The following is a 22,821-nucleotide window of genomic DNA, read 5'->3' on the forward strand; positions in this document are numbered from 1 at the left end:
ACGAAAAGCGCCGGGCGGGGGGATTATACAACTCCTCCGCCCGGCGCTTTTACAGTCAAGTAGTTACCCGAATAGGAGCTGCACCACCACCAATACCGGCACCACAAATAAGAAGGCATCGAACCTATCCAGCAGGCCGCCGTGGCCGGGCATGATACGGCCGGAGTCCTTCACATCCACACTGCGCTTGAGCATGGACTCGGCCAAATCGCCCAGCGGCCCGAATACGGCTACGATGGCGGCGGCCACAAGGCGGGTAGTCAGCGGCATTTCGGGTAGCAGGAAAACCAGCGCCCAGCCCATAACTAGCGTCAGCAGAAAACCGCCCGCAGCACCCTCCCAGGTTTTGCCGGGCGAAATCTTGAGTGCCAGCTTGTGCTTGCCGAAGGTTTTGCCGGCGGCATAGGCGCCAATATCGGAACACCACACCAACAGCAGTAAGCCAAAGATGCGGCGGTAATCGTAGCCGTTGTCACTGAACGCCAATACGTTCAGCAAACTCATGGGTAGACTCACGTAGAGCAAACCGAGTAGAGCCACCCCTACGTTGGCGAAGGGCGCTAATTTATTCTCACGCGGCCACGAATACATCTCACGCAGAATGAGGATAGTAGGCAAAAGAATGGCTAAGCTTAATAAAACGTTTTGCGCAATCTTCCCTATCCGAAAAGCCTGAAACCTTGCTCTAAACTGCTCTATTGTCTCAACTGCTTCCGTATTAATATGAGACGCAGTATAGTGATGTGCGTCCGCTACTAAATATATAGCGCCAAAAAGCATCAGGCTAATACCTCCACCTAGCAACGCCGCCGGCTTATACCCCGCTTTGCGCATCATGCGGTAAAACTCCCACAGCATCCGCATCTGCACCAGTCCGAAAAACACGGCAAACGTCCAGGCGCTATACCAGATGCAGAACAGCAGCACAACGGCGCCCAACACTCCGTAGAGGATGCGTTGCGTGAGGTTGGACATCGGTTTTTTGCCGATGGGAGCGGTAGGAGAAGGGGTAGCGTCGGCCAAGGGTAGGGAGAGGTAAGGAGAGGAGTAGCCGTCGGCTAAGCAAGAATGGTGCGCGAGAATGGCTCGCAGCGAATATGTCCTAGTCGCGGTAGCGGCCCACGTCTACGCCGTCGCGGCCCAGGGTACGGGCGGCAGCAGGCGGCAGTGGAGCTTCGGGTAGGCTAGCCGCTACCCCCTTGCCCCCCAGCGTGCGCAGCTGGGTAGGACCGGTTTCGGTGTCATCGGTCAGGTGCTCGTGCAGCCAGTACAGCAAGCCAGCCGTGACGAGCAGCGAGGATAGCACCCAGGGCCAGGGCATGGCCTCGTTGGCGTCGGGGTCCAGCTCGGGGCTCACCCACTGGCGCTGCTGCCAGTAGAGCAGAAGCAATTGAGTGAAATTTTGGGTGAAGTGCGCCGCCATGGGCACCAGAATATTGCCGCTCCACTCATATAAGTATCCCAATAGCAGACCCAATACGAAGCGCGGCACGAAGCCAAAGAACTGCACGTGAATGGCGCTGAAAATAAAAGCTGCCACCCACACGCCCACGTGGCGCGACGTGAAGCCCTGCACCAAATTGCGCTGCACTACCCCCCGGAACACCAACTCCTCGCTGATGGCCGGCACCACAGCAATAACCAGCACGCCTACCCAAAAGCGAAGCGGCGAGTTGAAGTCGGTGAGTGCTTTGGTGAGCGCCTGGGCCTGATCTTCCTTTTCCCTGGCCCATTCCTCTACACCGCGCAACGCATCGGGTAAATGCAGTTGGGCATTCCAGGCAATGAGGGTCGTCATGAGGGGTAGGCTGGCAATGATGAGCAACGCCGCCATCAGCAGCCACAAGCCGGGCACCGGGCGACGCGGAGCAAAGTAGTCGGCAGCACGGTATCCGGTGAACTTCACCAGGGCCAGCGCGCCCCCCGCAAAGCCCACAAACAGGAGCACCCCCTGTGAGAGCATAGACAGTGCCCATCCCTGCGGGTGTTGCGTTGGGTGCTGCGTCACGTTGCCGATTTCCTGCAACCCTACCCCAAAAAACAGATTGCCCAGCATAGAGATAAAAAAGCCCGCTACACAGAAAGCGGCTAGCAGCGACACTAGCAGCAAGATCAGAGTAACCAGCGGATGCAAGCGGTTAGAAACGAAACCTTTCATAGCAATTGAGGGTCTGGAAATCGTAGAGACGCCTGGCAGGCGCCCGTCGTTACATGTTTTTTGTTGAATGACACTGATTACTCCGCGTCCGTCGGGCAACGATGGGCACCTGCCAGGCGCCCCTACAACCCTAATAGTCGTAAATTTGCGTAAAATCCTGCTATAGCTACCGTGGTACACATTCGCGACCTTGCCCTCCCTGATTTCCCGTTGCTGCTCGCCCCAATGGAGGACGTATCGGACCCGCCGTTTCGGGCCGTGTGCAAGGCCAACGGGGCTGATTTGATGTATACGGAGTTTATCTCGTCGGAGGGGTTGATTCGGGATGCCGCCAAGAGCCGGCAGAAGCTCGACGTGTTTGACTACGAGCGGCCCATTGGTATTCAGCTGTTTGGCTCCGATGTGGATACGATGGGCGAGTGCGCCCGCATCAGCACCCACGCCGGCCCCGACCTCATCGACATCAACTACGGCTGCCCCGTGAAGCAGGTGGCCTGCCGCGGCGCTGGCGCCGCCCTGCTGCGCGACATCCCCAAAATGGTGGAAATGACGGCCGCGGTTGTTAAAAACACGCCCCTACCCGTGACGGTGAAAACCCGCCTGGGCTGGGACGACACCACCAAGAATGTGGAGGACGTGGCCGAGCGCCTGCAGGATATTGGTATCGAAGCCCTTACCATCCACGGCCGCACCCGCGTGCAGATGTACAAAGGCGAGGCCGACTGGGAGTTGATTGGCAAAATCAAGAACAATCCGCGCATCAAAATTCCCATCTTCGGCAACGGTGACATCGACTCGCCCCAGAAAGCCGTGGAGTACAAAAACCGCTACGGCGTAGACGGCGTAATGATTGGCCGCGCTAGCATCGGCTACCCCTGGATTTTCCGTGAAATCAAGCACTATATCGCCACCGGCGAACTGATGGCTCCGCCCACCGTGGAGGAGCGCGTGGCCATGTGCCGCATGCACTTCGAGAAAAGCCTAGAGTGGAAAGGGCAACGGGCCGGCATCTTCGAGATGCGCCGCCACTACGCCCAGTATTTCCGCGGCCTGGAGGGTGCCAAGCAGTGGCGCACCCGCCTGGTAGATACCAACGAGCCCGACGAAGTGCGCGCCATCATGGACGAAATCATTGCCGCCGAGCCGGTTTTGGTAGGGTAGCGTTTCATCATTTGTCATCCTGAGCGCAACGCAGTGGAGCGAAGGACCTTGTCACGTTGAATAGCTTGCAGCAGATAACATCTACCGCCTGATTGTTCTACCGTCATAAGGTCCTTCGCTCCACTACGTTGCGCTCAGGATGACACTTTTTCTCTACTCATGCCCTCCCCTACCCCGCCCGCTACTATAGCCGCCCCGGCTCCACCCGCCACCTCAGCGCCGGAGCCGCCTATTTCGCTGTCGGCGTGGGGGTTGTTGCTCGTGTTGGCTGTTATCTGGGGTACGTCGTTCATTCTGATGAAGAAGGGGCTGGCGGTGTTTTCGCCGCTGGAGCTGGGCGCTACGCGCGTGACGGTGGCGGCCTTGCTGCTCCTACCCTTCGCGCTGCGGCACGTGGGCCAGGTGGAGAAGTCGCGCTTTAAGTGGCTGCTGCTAAGCGGCGTAGTTGGCACCTTACTTCCGGCCTTCTTGTTCGCCTACGCCGAAACCAAGCTGGCCTCGGGGTTGGCGGGCGTACTCAATGCCCTCACGGCGGTGTTCACGCTGGTAGTAGGTGCGCTGTTCTTTGGGCAGCGCCTTACGGGGCTGCGGGTGTTGGGCATCGGGCTGGGGCTGGCTGGCACGGTGGTGCTGATGCTGCTAGGCGGCAGCGGCGGCGCGGCTACCCCGGCGGGCGTCGGCAACGCGTGGTATGGGCTGTACATTGTGCTGGCCACCGTTGGCTACGGTGTGAGCGTCAACGTAATCAAGCACTACTTGCAGGGTATTCCCCTGGTGGCCGTTACGGGCCTGTTGCTGTTGTTTATTGGCGGGCCGGCTGTGGTATTTCTACTGTTAGGCACCGATTTTCTGCATAAGCTAGCCACAGTATCGGGCGCCTGGACTGCCTTTGGTTACATTGCTCTACTGGCGACTATGAGCACGGCCGTGGCCATGGTACTGTTCAATAAACTCATTCACCAGTCTACGGCCCTGTTTGCTTCCTCCAATACCTACCTCATACCTGTCGTAGCGCTGGGCTGGGGCGTGCTCGATGGTGAGTCGTTCAACCTGTGGCATGTGCTGGGCATGGTGATTATTCTGGTGAGCGTGGCCATTATTCACCGGGCAAGGTAGGTGGGTGAGGAGGTAAGGGGATAATAGGTTGATAACTGACAGTGCTGTTTCCTGCCTGTCATCTCCTTATCCAATTTATTTTAACTCCTTCCAAACACATACGGCCAGTCGTGGAACCGCTCGGGTAGTTGCAGGCGCCGCGGGTGCGCCAGCAGATACGTCTGCACACGGGCCAGCTCCTGCTCGTCCCGTATCGGCAGCTCGTGGAAGCCGGTTTGCCAGAAGTCGGCCTCGGATGGGAGATGCCCGCGTAGCAGGCGGCGGGCCTGGGCGGCGGTGCGTTGGTGCAGCAGGTCTATGGCTTTGTAAAGCGAGAGGCCGGAACCCACCGGCAGGCGCAGTACCGCGTGCAGGTGGTTGGGCAGCAGCACCAAACAAGGCACTTGCAGCCCCTGCTCCTCCAGCATCAGCAGCTCGCCGGCTATGGTTTCGGCTAGCTTCTCTTTTTCCAGATAGTCCGGCCCCACAGTACGCGCGTCCAGCAGGGCATCGAAGGCGGCGAACCATTGCTTCTCGGCGCGGCGGTGAGCTTCGGGCGAGTCGGCGGCTTGCTGAGCGGCTACGCGTCGGGCGTGCAACTCATGGCCGGCCCGCGCCGGAATGGAGCCGGCCAGGCGCAGGGTGAGCAGAATGGTTTCGCCTTCGGGTGGCAGCATATAGATTTAGCCCGCAGAGCTATTTTGTCAGGCAGCCGGTTTCAAAATACCGTTCATTTCCGCCAGCTCACCCCGCTCCAACAGGCCTGCCACAACCACCTCCAGTTGCTGGCGCATATCGTCTGATAAGCGGGCGAAGCCGAGCAGGCGAACGGTAGGTAGAAATACAGCTTCGCGAGGTAGGGCGAAGCTTTGCTCCACCACCGTGCGCAGGGCCAGCGCCATCTCCTCGGGGGCCACGAAGCCCAGCTTGCGCGACACGGCCGGCAGCTGACTTCGGTCGCGGAGCGGAGGCTGCTGCATGGCATTGTCCCAGAGGAAGTCGCCTACCCGGCGCAGGTGCCGCAGGTTCTGGGCCAGCAGCGCCGCATCTTGCCCGACCTTGCGGATGCGGGCCCCTACCTGCGTGGCCCCGCTGGCCTGTGCCAGTCGCCGGGTGGCCTCCTCAATATGCACCGGGCTTTCGACGCGGACGATTTGCGTGAGCCAGTTGGCCAGCTGGCCCAGGCTATGCTGGTGCAGCTCGCGGTGCCCGACGGCGGCCGGCAGTTGCGCTACCTGGTAGGGCTCAGATAAGGAAATGGGCATAGTGGACGCTTCTTCCCGCGCAATGCCGGAGGGAGCGTCCGTACCTAAAGCAGGGGCCTCTTCTTCCGGCTCGTCGGCTTCGTCGAGGGCAGCGAGGTGGCGGGCGGCTTCAATGGCCTGCACGGCACGCTCGGTTTCGGCGGCGGGGTCCCGGAACCAGTCGGTGCTCCAGATGCGGTGCAGGCGCCAGCCCACATTTTCCAGTACCTCCTGCCGCAGCCGGTCCCGGTCGCGGGCCGAGCGGGCGCTGTGGTACATGGCCCCGTCGCACTCGATGCCCAGCACGTAGCGGCCTGGCTGGTCGGGGTCGACCACGGCCAAATCGATGTAGAAGCCCTGCGAGCCAATCTGGGGGCGCACTACGTAGCCACGGGCCGTGAGGGCGCGGTGCACGGCCTCTTCAAACGGCGACTCCATGGCCCGACCGGTTTCCACGTTCTGATTCAGGCGGCCGTGCTGCGCGAAACCCAGAAACGTTTTGAGCGCCGCCACGCCCCGGGCACGGGTGCGGCTTAAATCCAGGTCGTCGGCCGTGAGGTTGGTGAAGACTTCGCAGCGCTGCTTGGCTCTGGTGATGAGCACATTGAGGCGCCGCTCCCCGCCTTCGCCGTTCAGCGGCCCGAAGCTCATGCTCAGGTAACCTTCCCGGGTGCGGCCGTAGCCAATGCTGATCAGAATAACGTCTCGCTCATCACCCTGCACGTTTTCCAGGTTTTTCACGAAGAACGGCTCGTGCGGATGGCGGTTGAAAAACTCTTCGGTTTCGGGGTGCTGGCGGCGCAGCTTTTCCAACGCATCCTGAATGGCCTGGCGCTGCGCCGTGCTGAAGGCCACCACCCCCAGCGTGAGGCGCGGCGTGGTGCGGGCGTGGTGCAACACGGCCTCGGCCACAGCTTGCGCCTCCTGCGGGTTGGTGCGCGTAGTGCCCCGCTCGTAGTGCGTGCCGGGCAAATGATGGTAGACCAGGCCCAACTGCCCCTGCCCGCCCGGGCTCGGAAAAATCACCAGCTTGTCGTCGTAGAACAGGTGGTTGGAAGCCGCAATCAGGCTTTGGTGCAGGCTGCGGTAGTGCCAGCGCAGCATCCGCTCGGGCATCTGGCGGGCCTTGCACAGCTCCAGAATACTCTGGATGTCGGCCGTCACATTTTCCTCGTCGGCGTCTTCGCCGGCTCCGGTCAGGGAGTCGAAGAACGAGGTAGGCGGCAGCTGCTTGGAGTCGCCGACTACTACCAGCTGCCGGCCGCGGGCAATGGCCCCCAAGGCTTCCACCGGCTTCACCTGGCTGGCCTCATCAAAAACCACCAAATCGAACTCCACGGCGCCTGGCGGCAGGTAGCTGGCCACCGACAGCGGCGACATCATAAACACCGGCTTGATGGCCTGCACCGCCCGCCCGGCCTGCTGCATGAGCTTGCGCAGGGGCAGATGGCGGGTTTTCTTGGCGAATTCGTTGCGCAGCAGCAGCATCTGGCCGCCGGCCTGCTGGTGGGGCAGCTGCCCGAAATGCTGTTGCATGGCCCGTACCCGGTTGTGGTAGAGCGAGTCCCGGTCGGCCTGGCGGAAGCGGGCGGCTACTTCCTCGTGCCCGGCCCGCTCGAACTGCCGCAGGGCCGGATGCTGCTCGTAGGCCAGCTTCTGCAAATACTCCAGCCAAGTCTGCCGCACGGCCGCTACCAGGTGGTGGGCGGCCGGCTCCCAACGCTCGGCCAGCAACAGCAGCTCTGGCAAGCCTTCAGTCTGTGCGGTGGCGGCCACGTTATTCCATTCGGTGGTAAGGCGCAGGGCCGGCAGGTCGGCGGCCCAGGCGGAGAGAATAGCCAGCTGCGCGGCAAAGGGCTGAAACTGCAGGCGGCCATCGGGACCGAACTGGCGAGCTTCGTTGAGCTGCAGGGCATCGGCGGTGGCTTGCAGCGCGGTGCGGTGCCGGGTCAGGGCTGCTTCGAGAGCAGCCAGCAGCGGGGCCAGCGTTTCGGGGGCCGGCTGCCGGGCCAGGTAGTCGAGCAGCGCCGTGGGCAGTTCCTGGCGGCTGATGCGTTGGTGGGTGAGCGTCAGATAGTCGCGCGTTTTCGTCAGCATCGGCCACTCCGAGCGCACGTCCTGCCATGCCGCCCCGAACAAGCCACTCATCAAACTATGGGCTCCGGTGAGTTGCTGCTCGTGGCGGGCCGTTTCGTGGATGGCATCAATGGCCCTGATGACGGAAGCAGTTTCGGCGGGCAACGGGCCGCGCCAGAGGCTTTGCAGGCGCTTTTTGGCGTTGCGGTAGTCGCCATTCAGGAATTTCCACCACTTGTCGCCATAGCTCATAAAGGCGCCGCGCTCCGGCAGTAACTGCTGGCCCCAGGCTTCCGGTAGCAGCGTGGCCTCGTGCTGCTGACGCAGGGCCGTATGGGCAGTGCCAGCCGTCAGGGTTTCGCTGATTCGGCCAGCTTGCTCCAGCCAGGCTCTATCTGCTACGGCTGCTCCAGACAGCCTAGGAGCTAGCAGCGCGTGGCGGGCAGCCGGCAGCAGGGCCTCGACAGCGGCGCGATCTGTGGGGAGGGGCTGGAGACCAAGATGCCCGGCTAGGGCTTCGGCAGCAGCCTGCAGCGCCTCCACAGCTTCTTGGGCTTCGCGCAGGTACTGTGTCAGCTGCTGTTGCGCAGCAGGCAGCAGTACGGTCAGCTCGCTGCCCCAGAACAGCAGGTCTTTCGGCCGCCCGACTTTCTGCAAGGTAGCCTGCAGGCGGGCCGCCAGGGTTTCGGCGTGGGCAGCATCGGTGTCGTTCCACTCAGCAAGGTGGGAAATAGCAAGCCGGGGCAGCTCTACCGCGCCGCGCGCCTCCTGCAGGCGGGCCAGCTCGCCAACCACCTGCTGGGCGGTGCGGCGGCTACGGCCCAGTGGGGTATTTACGGCCAGGGCGTAGTCGTTGAGGGCGGCGCGGTAGCGGGGCAGCTGGGCCATCTGGTCTTCTACCAGCGCCGCGGTGGCCGGCCGGCCGAGGCTCAGCGTCTGCTTCAGCTCGTCGTGCAGGGCTTTCTTGTTGGCTTTGTTGCTGTGCAGTTCTAAGCAGGCCACGCCCAGCCCTAGGTTGTCGAGGCGGCGCTTTACCACTTCCAGTGCGGCCATTTTTTCAGCTACGAACAGCACCTTCTTGCCCGCCCCAATGGCTTCAGCCAGCAGGTTGGCAATGGTTTGCGACTTACCGGTGCCGGGCGGTCCCTGAATCACGAGGTTGCGACCTTCCTGCACGGCCAGCAGCGCCAGCAGCTGCGAGGAGTCGGCGTCGAGCACCTGGTGCAACTCGGCGGCCGGACTTTCGGTGTCGAGGAAGGCCGTGTCGCCAACGGTGGGGGCGGCATCCCGGAAGCCGGTATCGGTGCCCAACAGTGCCGCAATAGCTGGATGGTTGAGCAACGGGGTTTCAGAGGGCCAAAGCGCGGGGTCCAGGTCGCGGTAGAGCATAAACTTCCCGAACGAAAAGAAGCCCAGCGCAATGCTGTCGGGCTGCACCTGCCAGCGCGGCAGGCCGGCTATGGCTTCGGCCACGGCCGCGAGGTAGGCGGCCACTCCGGTTTCTTCGTCCCACTCCGGCAAACTCAGCCCAAAGCTGGCCTTTAACTTAGCCTGTAAGGAGAGGTTACTTTCGATTTCGGCGCCGGTGTGGCGCAGCCGGAACCGCTCGGCGGCGGTACCGCGCTCCAGCAGAACCGGCAACAGCAGCAACGGGGCGTAGCGGGTCTCCTGGCTGCTTTCGGCCTCAAACCAAGTCAACTGCCCCAGTGCCAGATACAGGATGTTGACGCCGGTTTCTTCCAGGCTGGTGCGGGCCGTATAATAAGTGTTGAGCAGCCGGCTTTCGAGCTTATCTGCCGGGTCGTCGGTTTGCAGCTTGTTGTCGGTGAGCAGGGCAGCCCGCTCCGCTTCCGGAAGGTCGGCCGGCATAGGCACCGGCTCCTGGGCGGCCTTATAATATTCGTCGCGCCGAGCCTGGGCTTCGGTGGCACTGAGTTCGGAAGCGGCAGCTTCCAAGTGCGTGAAGCCGCTCATGAGCTGCACTGAATCCGGGGATTTTATGGCCTTGCGCGAGCCGGGCGCACCCTGGAAATACATGGTTTTGCCTTGCCGCACCAGCACTTCATATATGGCCGCCGACTGCTCGCGCACCACTGTTACGCCCCGCGCCGACGAGGGCCGGAAGTTGAGCAGTGGGTTGCGCAACCCCAGGTCCAGCAATTCCTGGCGGGAGGCTTCGAGGCGGGCGGTAAGTGTTGCAGAAGTAACTAATGAATCAGTAAAAGATTCCATAACAGATATGAATAAGCAGGTATAGTACTCAGCATATCAAGCATATAGATTAGCTGTCTCGCATGCAAGAAGGTCCAGCCCAACGACGGGATTCCCACTGATGATGGGCCGGTTAGAAACGCTTGCTCTATTGTTTATATCCTACCCTGGTGTTCAGCTTGCTGTGCTTGTTGCTGTAGCCGAAGTAGATAGCCAACCCGATAATCAGCCAGCCGAAGAACAGCATCCAGTTGCTGATGCCCAGTTGAGTCATTAAGTAGAGGTTGGTGAGCAGGCCCAGCACCGGCAGCAGCGACAGGCGCTTGGTGAACGACACCACTGTCAGCCCCACGCAAAACAGTAGGAACACGAGCATCGGAATCTGGTGGCGAAACTGCTCGTAGTCGCCGCTGCTCACGGCCTGCCAGAACTCGCTGATGGCCGAACGGTTATACTGCCACAGCGCCACGGCAGCCGCTAATAGGATCAGGCCCACGGCGTAGCGGCCGCTGAGGTAGGGCACCTTGAAACGGGCGTCGGACTGCCCGTGGGGGTCGATGATGAGGATGCCGCCGCACACCAGTGCAAACGCGAACAGGGTGCCGATGCTGGTGAGGTCAATCACCAAATCCATATTGAGCAGCAAGGCCGGCACGCCCACAAACAGGCCCGTGACGATGGTACTGAACGAGGGCGTGTGAAACTTGGGGTGCACCTTGGCAAACACCGGCGGCAACAGCCCGTCGCGGCTCATCGTCAGCCAGATACGTGGCTGTCCAATCTGGAACACCAGCAGCACCGAGGTCATGGCAAATACCGCCGACACGGCCACCACGCCTGCCAGCCAGTCTACGCCTACCTGCTTGAATACGAAGGACAGCGGGTCGCCTACCCCTAGCTCGGTATAGCTCACCATGCCGGTGAGTACCAGCGTAATTATCACATACAGAATGGTGCAAATCACCAAGGCATAAATCATGGCGCGGGGCAGGTCACGCTGGGGGTTCTTGCACTCCTCAGCCGTGGTACTGATGGCGTCGAAACCGATATAGGCAAAAAACACCGCTGATACGCCTTTTAGTACGCCACCAATGCCGTTGGGTGCGAAGGGTGTCCAGTTGGCGGTTTTTACATAAAACGCTCCTACCACAATTACTACCCCTACTACGGCTAGCTTCAACAAAACCAGCAGGTTAGAAGCCGTTTTCGATTCTTTGATACCGATGTATACCAGCGCCGTAACGAGCACCGTGATGATGAAGGCGGGCAGGTCGCAGACCAGCTTGAAGTCGCCGAACAGGGTAGGCGCCGCGCTCCAGATGCGGTAGGCTTCTTGCTGAGCAGCAGTGGCCTCTGAGAGTGGTCGGCCAGCCAGCATCAAGTCCAGCACGGCGTGGTAGCCGGCATAGGCGCTTTGGGTTCCAAGGGTTAGATAATCAGGAATATGCAACCCTACGCCATCCAGCAAACCGGTAAAATAATCTGACCACGAAATGGCTACCACAATGTTGCCCACGGCATATTCCATAATCAGCGCCCAGCCGATAATCCAGGCGGCCAGCTCGCCAAACGAGGCGTAGGCGTAGGTGTAGGCTGAACCCGACACCGGGATGGTAGCCGCAAACTGCGCGTAGCACAGCGCTGAGAAAGCGCAAGCAATGGCCGTGAAGACAAACAACAGCGACACGGCCGGGCCGCCGTCGTGCGAGGCGTTGCCGATGGTGCTGAAAATGCCGGCTCCAATCACAGCCGCAATGCCCAGGGCCGTGAGGTCGCGCACGGAGAGGTGGCGGGCCAAGTGGCCGTCTTGCTCGCCGCCTACCCCGGCGTGGGCATCGGCGGGCGGGTTCGACTGAAGTTGGGCTATACTTTTGCGCCGGAACAAGCCGGCCGTGCGCGTAGGAGGTAGCGGAGTAGGCAATGCGGTAGAATCGGTTTTGGAGGGCAAAAGATACTGAATAAATGCGGCGGACGCGGCGCATTCTCGCTGATGCGGCTGATGGTCAACGGGAAAAGTATTTTTTGTAACGGCGTGTGGAATGTGACAACCAGTGGCATCTACCTAGCAACAGCCGTTTTCAACTTCTCTGCCTATGCTTGCCCCTACCCTATCCGTCCCTACCCCCTGCCACGAGAACTGGCAACAGATGACACCTGCTACAAACGGTCGCCACTGCGCCGCCTGCCAAACCGTGGTAGTCGATTTCACCCACTTCACCGATGCCGAACTGCTGGCCTACCTCGGGCAGCACGCAGGCCAATCTACTTGCGGACGGTTCCGGGCCGAGCAGTTGGGTCGACCGTTGCAACCCACCACTGCGGCTACTGTGGGAACTGCACGGTGGCGAACATGGCTAGCAGCGGCCGTGGCAGTGTGGGGGCTACGGGAAGTAGCCGCGCCGGCCGTGCGGGCACAAGTGCCGTTGGAACAGCGGGAACCAACTCCTACGCTTGCGCCCATCACACTGGGCTTAGTAGCCCCACCGCCGGTGACGGTACACGGTGTCGTTACGGATGCAGATGGGCCGTTGCCGGGCGTTACCGTCTTACTACCGGGTACACAACTTGGTGCAGTGTCTGACACAAATGGCAGGTTTGAATTGACCGTACCGCCTGCAGCTGTAGCAATGCACCTACAGCTTACCGTTTCTTATATCGGCTATCAGCCGCAGCACGTAGCGATACCTACCTCCCCAAATCAAACGCTACACGTAGTGTTGACGCCTGATGTAAAAGGCATGTTGAGCGGTGAAGTAGTTGTTGTAGACGGTTATTCTTCCTCTCCTTGGTACACGCCCCGCGGCTTGTGGCAGCGGGTGAAGCGGCCGTTTCAGCGGTGGTAAAGTAGTGCTTGCACCAAACCTTTTCCCCCGAAAAATCCTTTATCTGGGGATGAAGAACTTGCTGCTCGCTACCCTACTCTTATTCGGCACATTGTCTGGCTGTGCCGTGAAGCCGACCAATAAACACGACGTTTTCACCGAAACCGCCCAACTGCCTCAGGAAGAAGCGCCGCACGAGCGCAATTCTTTGGAATGGTGGTATTTCACTGGCCACCTGCGCGACAAGAATACTGGCGAGGAGTTCGGCACGGAGTACGTATTCTTCCACTTCAACCTGAACGGCAAGCAAGACTGGCAGATGGTCAACTTTTCCGTGACCGACCCTAAGGCCCAGCAGTTTCGCTACGACTATAAGGTGCGCAAGCTGCCGGAGCTGCTCACTGCTACCCTACCCCTCAACCTGAATATGCAGAAGCAGGCCCAGCAGTGGCAGCTTACGGGCCAGGAGGGCCGCTACCACTTGCAGGCGCGCATGGCCCGCCACGCTGGCACGGCTATCAACCTGACCACCACGCCCGCCAAACCCGTGCTGCTGCACAGCGGCACCGGCTACGAAAACTACGGTGGCAAGGCCACGGCCGGCTATTACAGCTACCCGCGCCTGATGGCCAGCGGCACTATGGAAGTGAATGGCCAGCGGCACGAGGTAGAAGGTGAGCTGTGGTACGACCGCCAATGGAACTGCAACTCCGTGATGGCTAAGGACGCCGGCTGGGACTGGTTCAGCGTTCAGCTGGACGAGCCGAAAGAGGACTTGATGCTGTATCAGCTATTCAACCGTGCCACCGGGGAATACGTGGGCGGCGGCTCGCACTACTCGGCTACTGCGCAGAGCACTCACCTCGGCGAAGACGACTTCCAGCTCGAAACCCTGGCCGAGTGGACCAGCCCGCACTCCCGCAAAACCTACCCCAATAAGTGGCGCGTGCGCATCCCCAGCCAGGGCTACGATTTGGTGATAGAGCCGGTTATGCAGGATCAGGAGTTGAGCATCAAGCTGCTACCCGGCATCAAGATGAGCTATTGGGAAGGTATGTGCCGTGTATCCGGCACGCACTACGGCAAACCTGTGACCGGCCGCAGCTACGTCGAAATCACCAACCGCAAGGAAAAGCAAAAGGTGAAAGAAGCCGTAACGGCGAGGAAATGATGAGTTGACAAATAGAAAAAGTGCGTGTCATCCTGAGCTGCGCTCAGGATGACACGCACTTTTTCTACCTAGCAGCGCCTTAACTCACTACTCCCCATTCAGCACGATGCGGAAGGTGGTACCCTTCCCTACCTCAGACCACTTCACGAAGAGCTTGCCTTTGTGATAGTTCTCGATAATGCGCTTGGCCAGCGCCAGCCCCAGACCCCACCCGCGCTTCTTGGTAGTGTAACCGGGTAGGAATACCGACTCCATCTTATTCTTCGAGATGCCCTTGCCCGTGTCCGTGATGTCGATGGCAATCTGGTTTTTGCTGCGCACCGGCCGGCGCAAGTGAATATGGATGCTGCCCCGACCATCCATGGCATCCACGGCGTTTTTGCAGATGTTTTCTACCACCCAATCAAACAGCGGCACGTTTACCTGCGCGGGCATATCGGTGGGTAGGGAGGTGGTGATGGTGAAGATAACCTTGCGCGACACCCGGCTTTGTAGGTAGGCAATGGCGTTTTGGGTCACCATCAGAATATTCTCGTCCTTAAGCACCGGCACCGAGCCGATGTTGCTGAAACGCTCTGTAATAATTTCCAGCCGCCGGATGTCCTTGCCCAGCTCCTCCACAATCGGCTCGTCCTTAAAGCGTTCCGACTCCCGCAAATACGCCTGCCAGCCCACCAGGCTGCTCAGTGGCGTGCCCAGCTGGTGGGCCGTTTCCTTGGCCAGCCCTACCCACACGCGGTTTTGCTCGGCCCGCCGCGACGAGCTGAATGAGAAATAGGCAATAACAGCTAGGCAGCTTACCACCGCCAGCTGCACCAGCGGGTAGGTTTGCAGTCGATCGAGCAGTTCAGAGTTTTTATAATACAGATAGTTACGCAGGCCAGCACCCAACTCAATCACAATGGGTGGGTGCTTTTCTTTCATTTCGAGCACCTGCTTTTTCAAGAACACCTGACGCTGCTCGTCGTTCAGGCCTTTAGGTACATCTACGTACTTGTAATCCACTACGTCGCCGTCGCTGTTTACCAGCAAAATCGGGATGGTCTTGTTTAGCTGAATAATTTCGTCGAACACGAAGGTGGTGTTGGCATCCTCCACCTCCGTATTAATCAGGAAGCGCATGGCCTTAGCGTAGAGGTCTATCTGCTGCTGTTCGCGCTCGGCCAAGTGGCGCACCAAGATATTGGTATACAACACAGTGGCCACCGCAATCAGCAAAGCACTGGCCAGCACTACCAGCTTGCCACGGGATTTTTGGTCGTAGATCGGAATCAAGGAAAAGCGATGGAGCCAAGCTCCGGGTAGGTGAGACAACGAAGGTAGGAACTCGGCGCGGGTCGTGCGCAAGGAAGCCACGGGCCATGCCGGCCTACCCCTGTGGCGCTATCCAACCAAAACCTGACAAAAATCATCCACCAACCGCCCTAGAAAAGCACCGTCACCGGCTCCTTCTGCTCTAAAAAGCCGTTATACAGCTGTTTTATGGCAGGTAAACTGTTTAGAATAAAATAAATATGCCCTGTAAGCAGGCTTATATATTTCCGAAAAAGGCCGTTTTGCGGGGTTATACCCCCATCTTTCACAGAACTTCCTTTCTCCCGAACCTCTCCTACCTACTCGCTGTTTTCAATCTATCGAATTGCGCCGTAATTTTGCGCCCTACGCTCCGCGTTAGTACCTGCTATGCTCCACCCGTTTAAAGCTGTCAGCCTCTCCTATAAAAAAGCGCCGCTGGAAATCCGCGAGCTTATTGCCCTGGACGAGGCTGCTTGCCGCCGCTTCCTGCACACGCTCCACCACGACCTGCACTTGCAGGACCTGCTGGTGCTGAGCACCTGCAACCGTACCGAAGTCTACTACGCCGCCGACCGCGACCAGAGCCCGGCCATTATCGAGGCCCTGGCGCAGCTCAAGCAGCTCCCCGATGCGACGGCCTACTACGCGTACTTCGATATTCTGGACACCTACGAGGATGCCGTGCAGCACCTGTTTGAGGTGAGCATGGGCCTCGCCGCTCAGGTGGTAGGTGACCTGCAGATCAGCAACCAGGTGAAGATGGCCTACCAGTACTCGGCCGATGCGGATGCCGCCGGGCCGTTTCTGCACCGGTTGCTGCATACTATCTTCTTCACCAACAAGCGGGTGCAGCAGGAAACTGCCTTTCGCGATGGGGCAGCCTCTACCTCCTATGCTGCCCTGGAGCTGGTAGAGGAGTTGACCACCGATATAGCCAACCCGCGTGTGCTGGTGGTCGGGCTGGGTGAAATTGGCGCCGACGTGTGCCGCCACCTCGGCGACAGCCGCCAGTTCTCCGACGTGACCATCTGCAACCGCACCCGCCACAAGGCTGAGCAGCTCGCCGCCGAGTGTGGCGTGAAAGTACTTGACTTCGAAAACCTGACCCAGGGCCTGCGTGAAGCCGACGTGGTGATTTCCTCCATCGCCCGCGACACGCCCTTTTTCACCCGCGAGCTGGTGGCACACATGGATGTGCTGAGCTACAAGTTCTTCATCGACTTGTCGGTGCCGCGCAGCATTGAGGCGGAGGTAGAGACGGTGCCCGGCGTGCTGGTATATAATATCGACGCTATTCACAGCAAGACTTCGGCGGCGCTGGAGCAGCGCTTAGCAGCCGTGCCACAGGTACGCGCCATCATTGCCGAGAGCATTGCCAGCCTGGGCGACTGGGCCAAAGAGATGATGGTGTCGCCCATCATTCAGAAAATCAAAGGAGCCTTAGAAACGCTGCGGCAGGAAGAGCTGGAGCGCCACCTCAAAAAGGCTACCCCCGAGGAAGCGAAGCGCCTTGAAGACGTAACCCGTTCCTTAATGAACAAAGTGCTGAAACAGCACGTGCTCCAGTTGAAAGCCGCCTGCAAGCGTGACAACGCCGACCAGTTGGTGGACGCCCTCACAGAACTGTTCGACTTAGAGAATCAGCCAGCTACGGCGTGAGGTAGTAAAACGGTGACTCCTCACTTTCCTTAAAACACGAAAAGACTGCCCTCGAGCAGTCTTTTTTCTTGTCCCTCCATGCAGGAGGCCTCAAATTGCGTCGCAGCAGTCTTCCAGCGAGTCTATTACGTCCAGCAGTTTGGGGATGGAGAGCGAGTAGTAAATCTTGGTTCCTACTTTGAAAGACGACAGGATGCCCCGGTCTTTCAGGGTGATAAGGTGCTGAGAGGCAATAGCCTGAGGCAGATCGAGCGAGCGGTAAATTTCCGTTACAGTCATCTTGTCCTCTTTGCCCAGCAAGTCAACGATGGCGAGGCGCTTGGGGTGAGCCAGCACTTTCAGCATCGCAGCGGCCTTATCTACTTTCTTGGATTCGACGCGCGAGAGCAAAGGTTTCATAGTATGGAGTAGAACGTGGATCGGGCAGTTCATCACAAGGTCGTTGCCCGGAATATGCGTAATACGCTATTTCCCCCTTGCAAAGTTCCTCAGAAAGCAGTACGTGACGGAAATTTGTACATCGGTGGCACCCAGTGGCCGGAGTAGCCTTTTTTATTTTGCTCTCGGCTCCCAAACTGGTCTACATATTCGGTACAGATGATTCGGCTGAAGTAGCTATTTCTTTTGTTTTGCGTAACGCATTAGCAGGTTGCGTTTTTCTATAGGATACAGTTGCGTAACGGCGCTTGTGTCTGCCAGTACTTTTTGCCTATGACTCTTTCTGAAATTTTGCAGTACCGTTTTCTGGGCAACAGTGTCCAGACGTATCTTATAGCGCTGGGAATCTTGCTGTTTGGCTTGCTTTTCAAGAACTTGATGTCCAAGCTATTAACCAAGCTATTATACCGCTTTGTGCGGGGTAAGTCGGAGGGCGTTACGGAGGGGCAGTTTCACGATTTGCTGATTCAGCCCGTCTCGCTGGTCATCTTTCTTACCAGTCTCTATTTAGCTTTTCAGGTTCTGAATATCCCGGTGCGCAGCGCCGAGCTGGCTCGCTCCGACCCATGGTATGAGGTGGCCATTTTTCGGTTGTATCAGATCTGTATCATCTCCAGCATCGCCTGGATTATCACCCGCTTCATCGACTTCTTCGTGCTGGTGTTTCTGCGACGGGCGGAGGCTTCGCCGCGTGTGGCCAACCAGTTGGTGCCCTTTGCCCGCGACCTGCTCAAATTTCTGGTAGGCGCAGTGGCTTTCCTGATTGTACTAGGCAAAACATTTGGGGTAGACGTTACGGCCCTTATCGGTGGTTTGGGCATTGGTGGTCTGGCCGTAGCTTTTGCTGCCAAGGAAAGCCTGGAAAACCTGCTGGCTTCGTTCACCATCTTCCTCGACCGCCCCTTCATCGTGGGCGATTTGGTGAGCGTGGGCGACATCACCGGCACTATTGAACAGATTGGCTTCCGTAGCACCCGCCTGCGCACCGTAGAAAAAAGCTACGTGACGGTGCCTAACAAGTCGATGATTGATAAGCCACTGGATAATCTTTCGCTGCGCACAGCCCGCCGGGTGTTCTTCATGATGTCGCTACAGCAAAGCACCTCTAATGAGCAACTGCACAATGTTGTCAATCAAGCATTTGAGGCCATCAACTCCCACCCGCTTATTCAGCCCGATGCGCAGGTGAAATTCACATCGCTGACCTCCAACTCCAAGGATATCCGCATTCAGTACTACATAACCACCGACAGCTACGACGAGTATTTGAATGTGATGGAAGAAATTAACTTCAAGCTGGTAGATATTGTAGAGCGCAACGCAAGCGCCTTTGTGGATACCACCCGGCTTACTACTACCTCTTCGGGCGCCAGCTCGCAAGCCCTACCCCGCAGCCTACAGCCCAATCCTGATGGTTCGTCGGTAGCTAGTTCGTAAGCATCAATTATAAGAGCAGATAGCCGGGGATTATAAGGTGTTTGGCTTTGAAAACCAATACCTTATAATCCCCGGCTATCTGCTTTTATAACTGGTGCTAGTCTATCGGTTGCCGTTCAACAGGCCGCCTAGTACGCTACCCATTTTGCCACCGAGCAGGCTACCTAGCCCGCCGCCGCCCGCGCTCCGGGGTGCCGAGTTCGGTTGTTGACCCAAGCCGCCCAGAATAGAAATCAGAGAGCCCAGGCCGCCGTTGCCAGCGTGTGAGCCTTGGCGGGGTAGGGAGCTAGTATCGTAAGGACGGGTCACGTCGCTCATAGAGCCTCCCAGCACGTTGCCCAGCAGCGAGCCTCCCATCAGGCCCCCCAGGATATCGCCAAAGCTGCTACCTGCTGTGTTGCTGTTCATTAGGTCGCCTACCGTACCCGAGGAGCCAGCGGCAGCACCCGACGAACTACGGCTCATTACCTTCGACAGAATCATGGGGGCCACTACCCCTAGTAGGCCCGACAGCAGCGCCCCCTTCGGAATACCGACATTGGATAGCTTATCGGAAAGGCCGCCCAGGAAGCTCTGTTTGGTTGGGTCACCGGCGTCGTGTGGCACGCGTTCGGCCTGGTCTACTACCTGCTCCAGTACTTGCTGCTGACCGGCATTCACTTGCAGGTAGGAGGCGATTTTGTTGATCATAATCTCCTCATCATCAGTATACGACCCATCGGAACGGGCGAAGCTGATGAGGTCGGTGATGAGCGAGAAGCGCAGGTCGCTGCCGCGCAAGGCATCTAGGTTTTGCTGCACGCTCTGGTTGGTAGCGTCTTTGGCCGACGCCAATACCTGTTGGGTACTTGCCTCACTCAGGCCAGCGGCTTTGGTAAGCTGTTGCAGAAAATCCTGCTCAGTGGCGGATGCCTCGCGGTCGGCCGAAGATAAACTGGCAATAATAGCCAGATAAGCTGTTTTTTCCGGCTCAGAATAGTTTTGCAGAAGTTGAGAGTTGCTCATGAGAAGACAGGGAGAAGATAAATAGCAGAGAAAATCCTTGCTATCCTCAAACGGGAATAATTAGATGCGAGTTATACGAAACCAGCTGGACGCTGCTGGCGGCATCTGCTCTCCCAAGCAGCCCAAAATCCCGTTGCCTGATGAATGCAGAACCGGTCCGTTCCTCTGGGGAGCAGCACGAAAGAACTTCACTCTGCCTTCCTACCCCCCTCAAAACTCGAAATACTCGCCGGGCTGGGGCTGAGTGGCAGGTTTGGGTGCAGGCTTCCTGGGTGCTGGAGCGGGACGAGTATTGACCGTTCCTTCGCTAGAGCGCACTGGGGGCGACAGAATGCGGCCCAGAATGCCCGGACGCGTGGCGGCAGGTGGGCGCGTGGCTGGAGCCGCCGATGGGCTACCCGTCTCGGGTCGGGCACCGGTAACCAGCTGCGCGCGGGCCCGGTCGTAGCGCACCGTAAAATCCTGCTCGTTGCCGCGCACGGCCAACAAGAGGCGTGGGCCAGTGGGAGTGCCCCCGGCCGCATCGGGGCGGCGTAGCAAGCCCGGCAACAGCGGAATGCTGAGATGGTAGTCCATCTGCTGATCGAAGGTATGCGTGCCCGTTACCTGTATCAGCGAGGCCGTGCGCACGTTGGACCGGATATCCATCTCCGGAATATAGACCGTGCGGCTCTGCACGTAGAGGCTGTTTTTCAGTTCCGCAAAGCGCAGGTGACGTAGCTGTTCCCGATTAGCCACCATCGAGAGTTTTTGCAGGGGCGCAAAGTTGTTTAGCTCACCGTTGCGGACAGTGGCCTTCACCTCGGCCTCCAGCCGGTCGGTGAGAGGGTAGAGCGCTCCATCGAGGTACACATCGGACTCGATCTGGGCCGTGAGCTGCCCCCGCAGGTGCCGCGCCGTGATAAAGCGCTGCCCGAAGTCCTCGAACACATAGAACAGGCTATCGAGTGGTACCTGCGTGCAAGTGGCGGTGGTACTCACCTTCACCAGATTGGGCCGGCGCACATCAACAGTACCGCGGATACTGGCCCGCCCACCCGCCGCCCGCACCGACAGCGCCGGCGAAGACACAATCTGATTACGCAGCCGCACCGTACCGCGCAGCTCGCGCCCGCGCAGCCGACGGAAGCGTAGGTGGCGCACGTTGGTTTGCACATCCAGGGCCAAGGTAGCGGGCAGCTCCAGGGCGTACTCGCCACCGGCGCGGCCACCTCGCCGGGCAGGGGTAGGCATGGCCGTGGGTAGGCGCAGCAGCTCATCAAAATCCCACAAATTAGAATTCATCTGCGCTTGAATCAGCAGCGTTTGCCGCGGGGTGAGCAGCCAGCTCACAGCGTTTTTCAGCGTTCCATTCACTCGGAAATCAGAACGCCCCAGGTAGCCCTTCAGGGACTGCATGGTGATATTATTACCGCGCAGCTCCAGGCGGCCATTCAAGCGGCGCAGGGGCTGCGAGTAGGCCCGCAGCTGCACGGCTACATCACGCAAGGTTAGCTCACCGCGGGCATTTGCGGCACGGCCAGCCCGCAGGTGCGCCACGGGTCCGGCCACCTGTAACGAAAGCTGCGCCGTGCCCGTGGCCCCACGCACAGCGGCCACCGGAAAAAACCGCGTGGCCCGCGCCATGTCCAAATCGGCAGCTAGTTGCAGCTGCACGGTGGGCTCCTGAAAATCGGTATAGCGCAGGCTACCGCTAAAAGGCCGCCCACCCAGCTGGCCGCGCACGTTGCGCAGGTCGAGCATAGCCGTCCGGACTGAGTGGGCGGTGCCATTGGTGAAGGTGCCAGTCAGGAATACGTGCTCTATCTCCTGTTGGTACTGAGGGTGATAGAACGCCGCATCGCGGCAGCCAAACTGAACATCCAGCCGGGGGTTGACTTTCGTAGAAAACTCACCGCGCACTGTGCCCCGGAAATACACATCGCCGCGGCTTCGGTAGCCGGCCAGCCGGTGGTTGAGGCGGGGCGGCAGCAGCGCCAGCAACGACTGCACATCGGTTTGCCTACCCTCCAATCGCAAATCCAGCAACGTAGCCGGGTGGTAGCCAATGGTACCGGCCACCCCATAAATAGCCGGCCCAATCCGGATTTCCGAAGGCAGCACGGCAATCTGCTGGGTCTGGCGGTTGATGCGCAGGTGAGTGGTCAGCAGCAGGTCTTTTTCCTGAAAATACGCATCATCCATCACGCGCAGGGCCTGCACGTGTGTTTCGCCTTTGGCCCGTACAGTTACTTCGTCGCCCTTTACGCTTAGGGTAGCCTGCATCTGGGGGATGTGGCCCGCAAACTGTTGGTGCCGGCTGGCATCTGCGTACGTCACCCCCATGCGGCCCAGCTGAATGCCCTCCAGGTCGAAGGCAAAAGGTTCGTCGGTTGCGGCGGCGGCAGTATCCATCCGTAGTACGTCGTAATTGGGCTGCCCTTGCGCATCGAGGCGCACGGCCACCTGCCCATCGGTGAGGGTTACGGCCCGCACGCGGTAGCGCCGGATCAGCAGGTCCCAAGCATCGAAGGCGAAGTACAGGCGGCGGGCACGAGCCAGCGCGGTAGTATCATGGGGTAGGGAGCCAGTCACCACCACTCGGTGCATCGTGATAGCCACCCGCGGAAACTGGTCGAACAACGACAACTCTATCTTTCCTACCTGCACGGGGGTGCGCAGGTAGTGATTTGCCTGCTGCACAAACAATCCAATGATGCGTTCTTGTCCCCACCACAGAGCCGCCGCAACGCTTCCCAACACCAGAAAACAGCTTACGAACAAAAAAATGAAAAATTTTTTCAGGCGAACCGACACCACAAATTTTCTGACAATGAATCGTTTGAGTGTTTTTCTAACTCAAAACCTAAAAAAATCTTACCCGAAGTTCGGAAAATATGTTGTGTAATCGAAAACGACCCGCCATATTTGCAGCACCAAACGGCACAACGCCACAAGGGAGATTAGCTCAGCTGGTTCAGAGCATCTGCCTTACAAGCAGAGGGTCACTGGTTCGAACCCAGTATCTCCCACTAAAAAGGACAGTCAGAAATGACTGTCCTTTTTTAT

The 22,821-nt window shown here is 59.1% G+C and carries 15 protein-coding genes and 1 tRNA gene; 7 read left to right on the forward strand and 9 right to left on the reverse strand.

What is annotated here, in order from left to right:
• Nucleotides 1-63 precede the first annotated feature (63 nt).
• Nucleotides 64-1,023 (reverse strand): phosphatidate cytidylyltransferase, encoded by a 960-nt coding sequence (locus tag MUN82_RS17680; protein WP_245092597.1) that lies wholly within the window; start codon nt 1,021-1,023, stop codon nt 64-66.
• Nucleotides 1,024-1,102: 79 nt separating this feature from the next.
• Nucleotides 1,103-2,158, reverse strand: coding sequence for a CPBP family intramembrane glutamic endopeptidase (locus MUN82_RS17685; protein ID WP_245092599.1), 1,056 nt, complete (start codon nt 2,156-2,158; stop codon nt 1,103-1,105).
• 171 nt (nt 2,159-2,329) lie between these two features.
• Here MUN82_RS17685 and dusB point away from each other — a divergent pair, with 171 nt between their 5' ends.
• Complete coding sequence (gene dusB / locus MUN82_RS17690; RefSeq protein WP_245092601.1) at nt 2,330-3,319, forward strand: tRNA dihydrouridine synthase DusB; 990 nt, start codon at nt 2,330-2,332, stop codon at nt 3,317-3,319.
• Between the two features lie 159 nt (nt 3,320-3,478).
• Nucleotides 3,479-4,435, forward strand: coding sequence for a DMT family transporter (locus MUN82_RS17695; protein WP_245092603.1), 957 nt, complete (start codon nt 3,479-3,481; stop codon nt 4,433-4,435).
• 80 nt (nt 4,436-4,515) lie between these two features.
• Here the strand turns inward: MUN82_RS17695 and MUN82_RS17700 are convergent, their stop codons facing one another.
• The 3 genes from MUN82_RS17700 to MUN82_RS17710 all read right to left on the reverse strand — a co-directional run bounded on the left by MUN82_RS17700 (nt 4,516) and on the right by MUN82_RS17710 (nt 11,830).
• Entirely contained in the window at nt 4,516-5,091 is a 576-nt protein-coding gene (locus MUN82_RS17700) for a hypothetical protein (protein WP_245092604.1), read from the reverse strand.
• Nucleotides 5,092-5,118: 27 nt separating this feature from the next.
• Complete coding sequence (gene proA / locus MUN82_RS17705; RefSeq protein ID WP_245092606.1) at nt 5,119-9,966, reverse strand: anti-phage protein ProA; 4,848 nt, start codon at nt 9,964-9,966, stop codon at nt 5,119-5,121.
• A gap of 127 nt (nt 9,967-10,093) precedes the next feature.
• A complete protein-coding gene (locus MUN82_RS17710; protein ID WP_375374098.1) occupies nt 10,094-11,830 on the reverse strand; it encodes an amino acid permease in 1,737 nt (578 codons plus the stop codon).
• A 208-nt stretch (nt 11,831-12,038) separates the two neighbouring features.
• Between MUN82_RS17710 and MUN82_RS17715 the strand changes: the two genes are divergently transcribed.
• Together MUN82_RS17715 and MUN82_RS17720 are read left to right on the forward strand one after the other, a co-directional pair.
• A complete protein-coding gene (locus tag MUN82_RS17715; protein WP_245092608.1) occupies nt 12,039-12,788 on the forward strand; it encodes a carboxypeptidase-like regulatory domain-containing protein in 750 nt (249 codons plus the stop codon).
• 49 nt (nt 12,789-12,837) lie between these two features.
• Complete coding sequence (locus MUN82_RS17720; RefSeq protein WP_245092610.1) at nt 12,838-13,938, forward strand: lipocalin-like domain-containing protein; 1,101 nt, start codon at nt 12,838-12,840, stop codon at nt 13,936-13,938.
• Between the two features lie 87 nt (nt 13,939-14,025).
• On the opposite strand, the gene MUN82_RS17725 is transcribed toward MUN82_RS17720, so the two are convergent.
• A complete protein-coding gene (locus tag MUN82_RS17725; RefSeq protein ID WP_311136405.1) occupies nt 14,026-15,294 on the reverse strand; it encodes an ATP-binding protein in 1,269 nt (422 codons plus the stop codon).
• Between the two features lie 327 nt (nt 15,295-15,621).
• Between MUN82_RS17725 and hemA the strand changes: the two genes are divergently transcribed.
• Complete coding sequence (gene hemA, locus MUN82_RS17730; protein WP_245092612.1) at nt 15,622-16,893, forward strand: glutamyl-tRNA reductase; 1,272 nt, start codon at nt 15,622-15,624, stop codon at nt 16,891-16,893.
• Nucleotides 16,894-16,983: 90 nt separating this feature from the next.
• On the opposite strand, the gene MUN82_RS17735 is transcribed toward hemA, so the two are convergent.
• Nucleotides 16,984-17,292: an ArsR/SmtB family transcription factor gene (locus MUN82_RS17735; protein ID WP_185281918.1), complete on the reverse strand. Its 309-nt coding sequence runs from the start codon at nt 17,290-17,292 to the stop codon at nt 16,984-16,986.
• A 312-nt stretch (nt 17,293-17,604) separates the two neighbouring features.
• Here MUN82_RS17735 and MUN82_RS17740 point away from each other — a divergent pair, with 312 nt between their 5' ends.
• On the forward strand, nt 17,605-18,768 hold the full coding sequence (locus MUN82_RS17740) for a mechanosensitive ion channel family protein (RefSeq protein ID WP_245092614.1): 1,164 nt from the start codon (nt 17,605-17,607) through the stop codon (nt 18,766-18,768).
• A gap of 102 nt (nt 18,769-18,870) precedes the next feature.
• Here MUN82_RS17740 and MUN82_RS17745 read toward each other — a convergent pair whose 3' ends face one another.
• A complete protein-coding gene (locus MUN82_RS17745) occupies nt 18,871-19,773 on the reverse strand; it encodes a TerB family tellurite resistance protein (protein WP_245092615.1) in 903 nt (300 codons plus the stop codon).
• Between the two features lie 210 nt (nt 19,774-19,983).
• On the reverse strand, nt 19,984-22,515 hold the full coding sequence (locus tag MUN82_RS17750) for an AsmA-like C-terminal region-containing protein (protein ID WP_245092617.1): 2,532 nt from the start codon (nt 22,513-22,515) through the stop codon (nt 19,984-19,986).
• Nucleotides 22,516-22,709: 194 nt separating this feature from the next.
• Here MUN82_RS17750 and MUN82_RS17755 point away from each other — a divergent pair.
• Nucleotides 22,710-22,784 (forward strand) — tRNA-Val (locus MUN82_RS17755).
• Nucleotides 22,785-22,821: the final 37 nt, after the last annotated feature.

Source organism: Hymenobacter aerilatus, assembly GCF_022921095.1.
Lineage (GTDB): Bacteria > Bacteroidota > Bacteroidia > Cytophagales > Hymenobacteraceae > Hymenobacter > Hymenobacter aerilatus.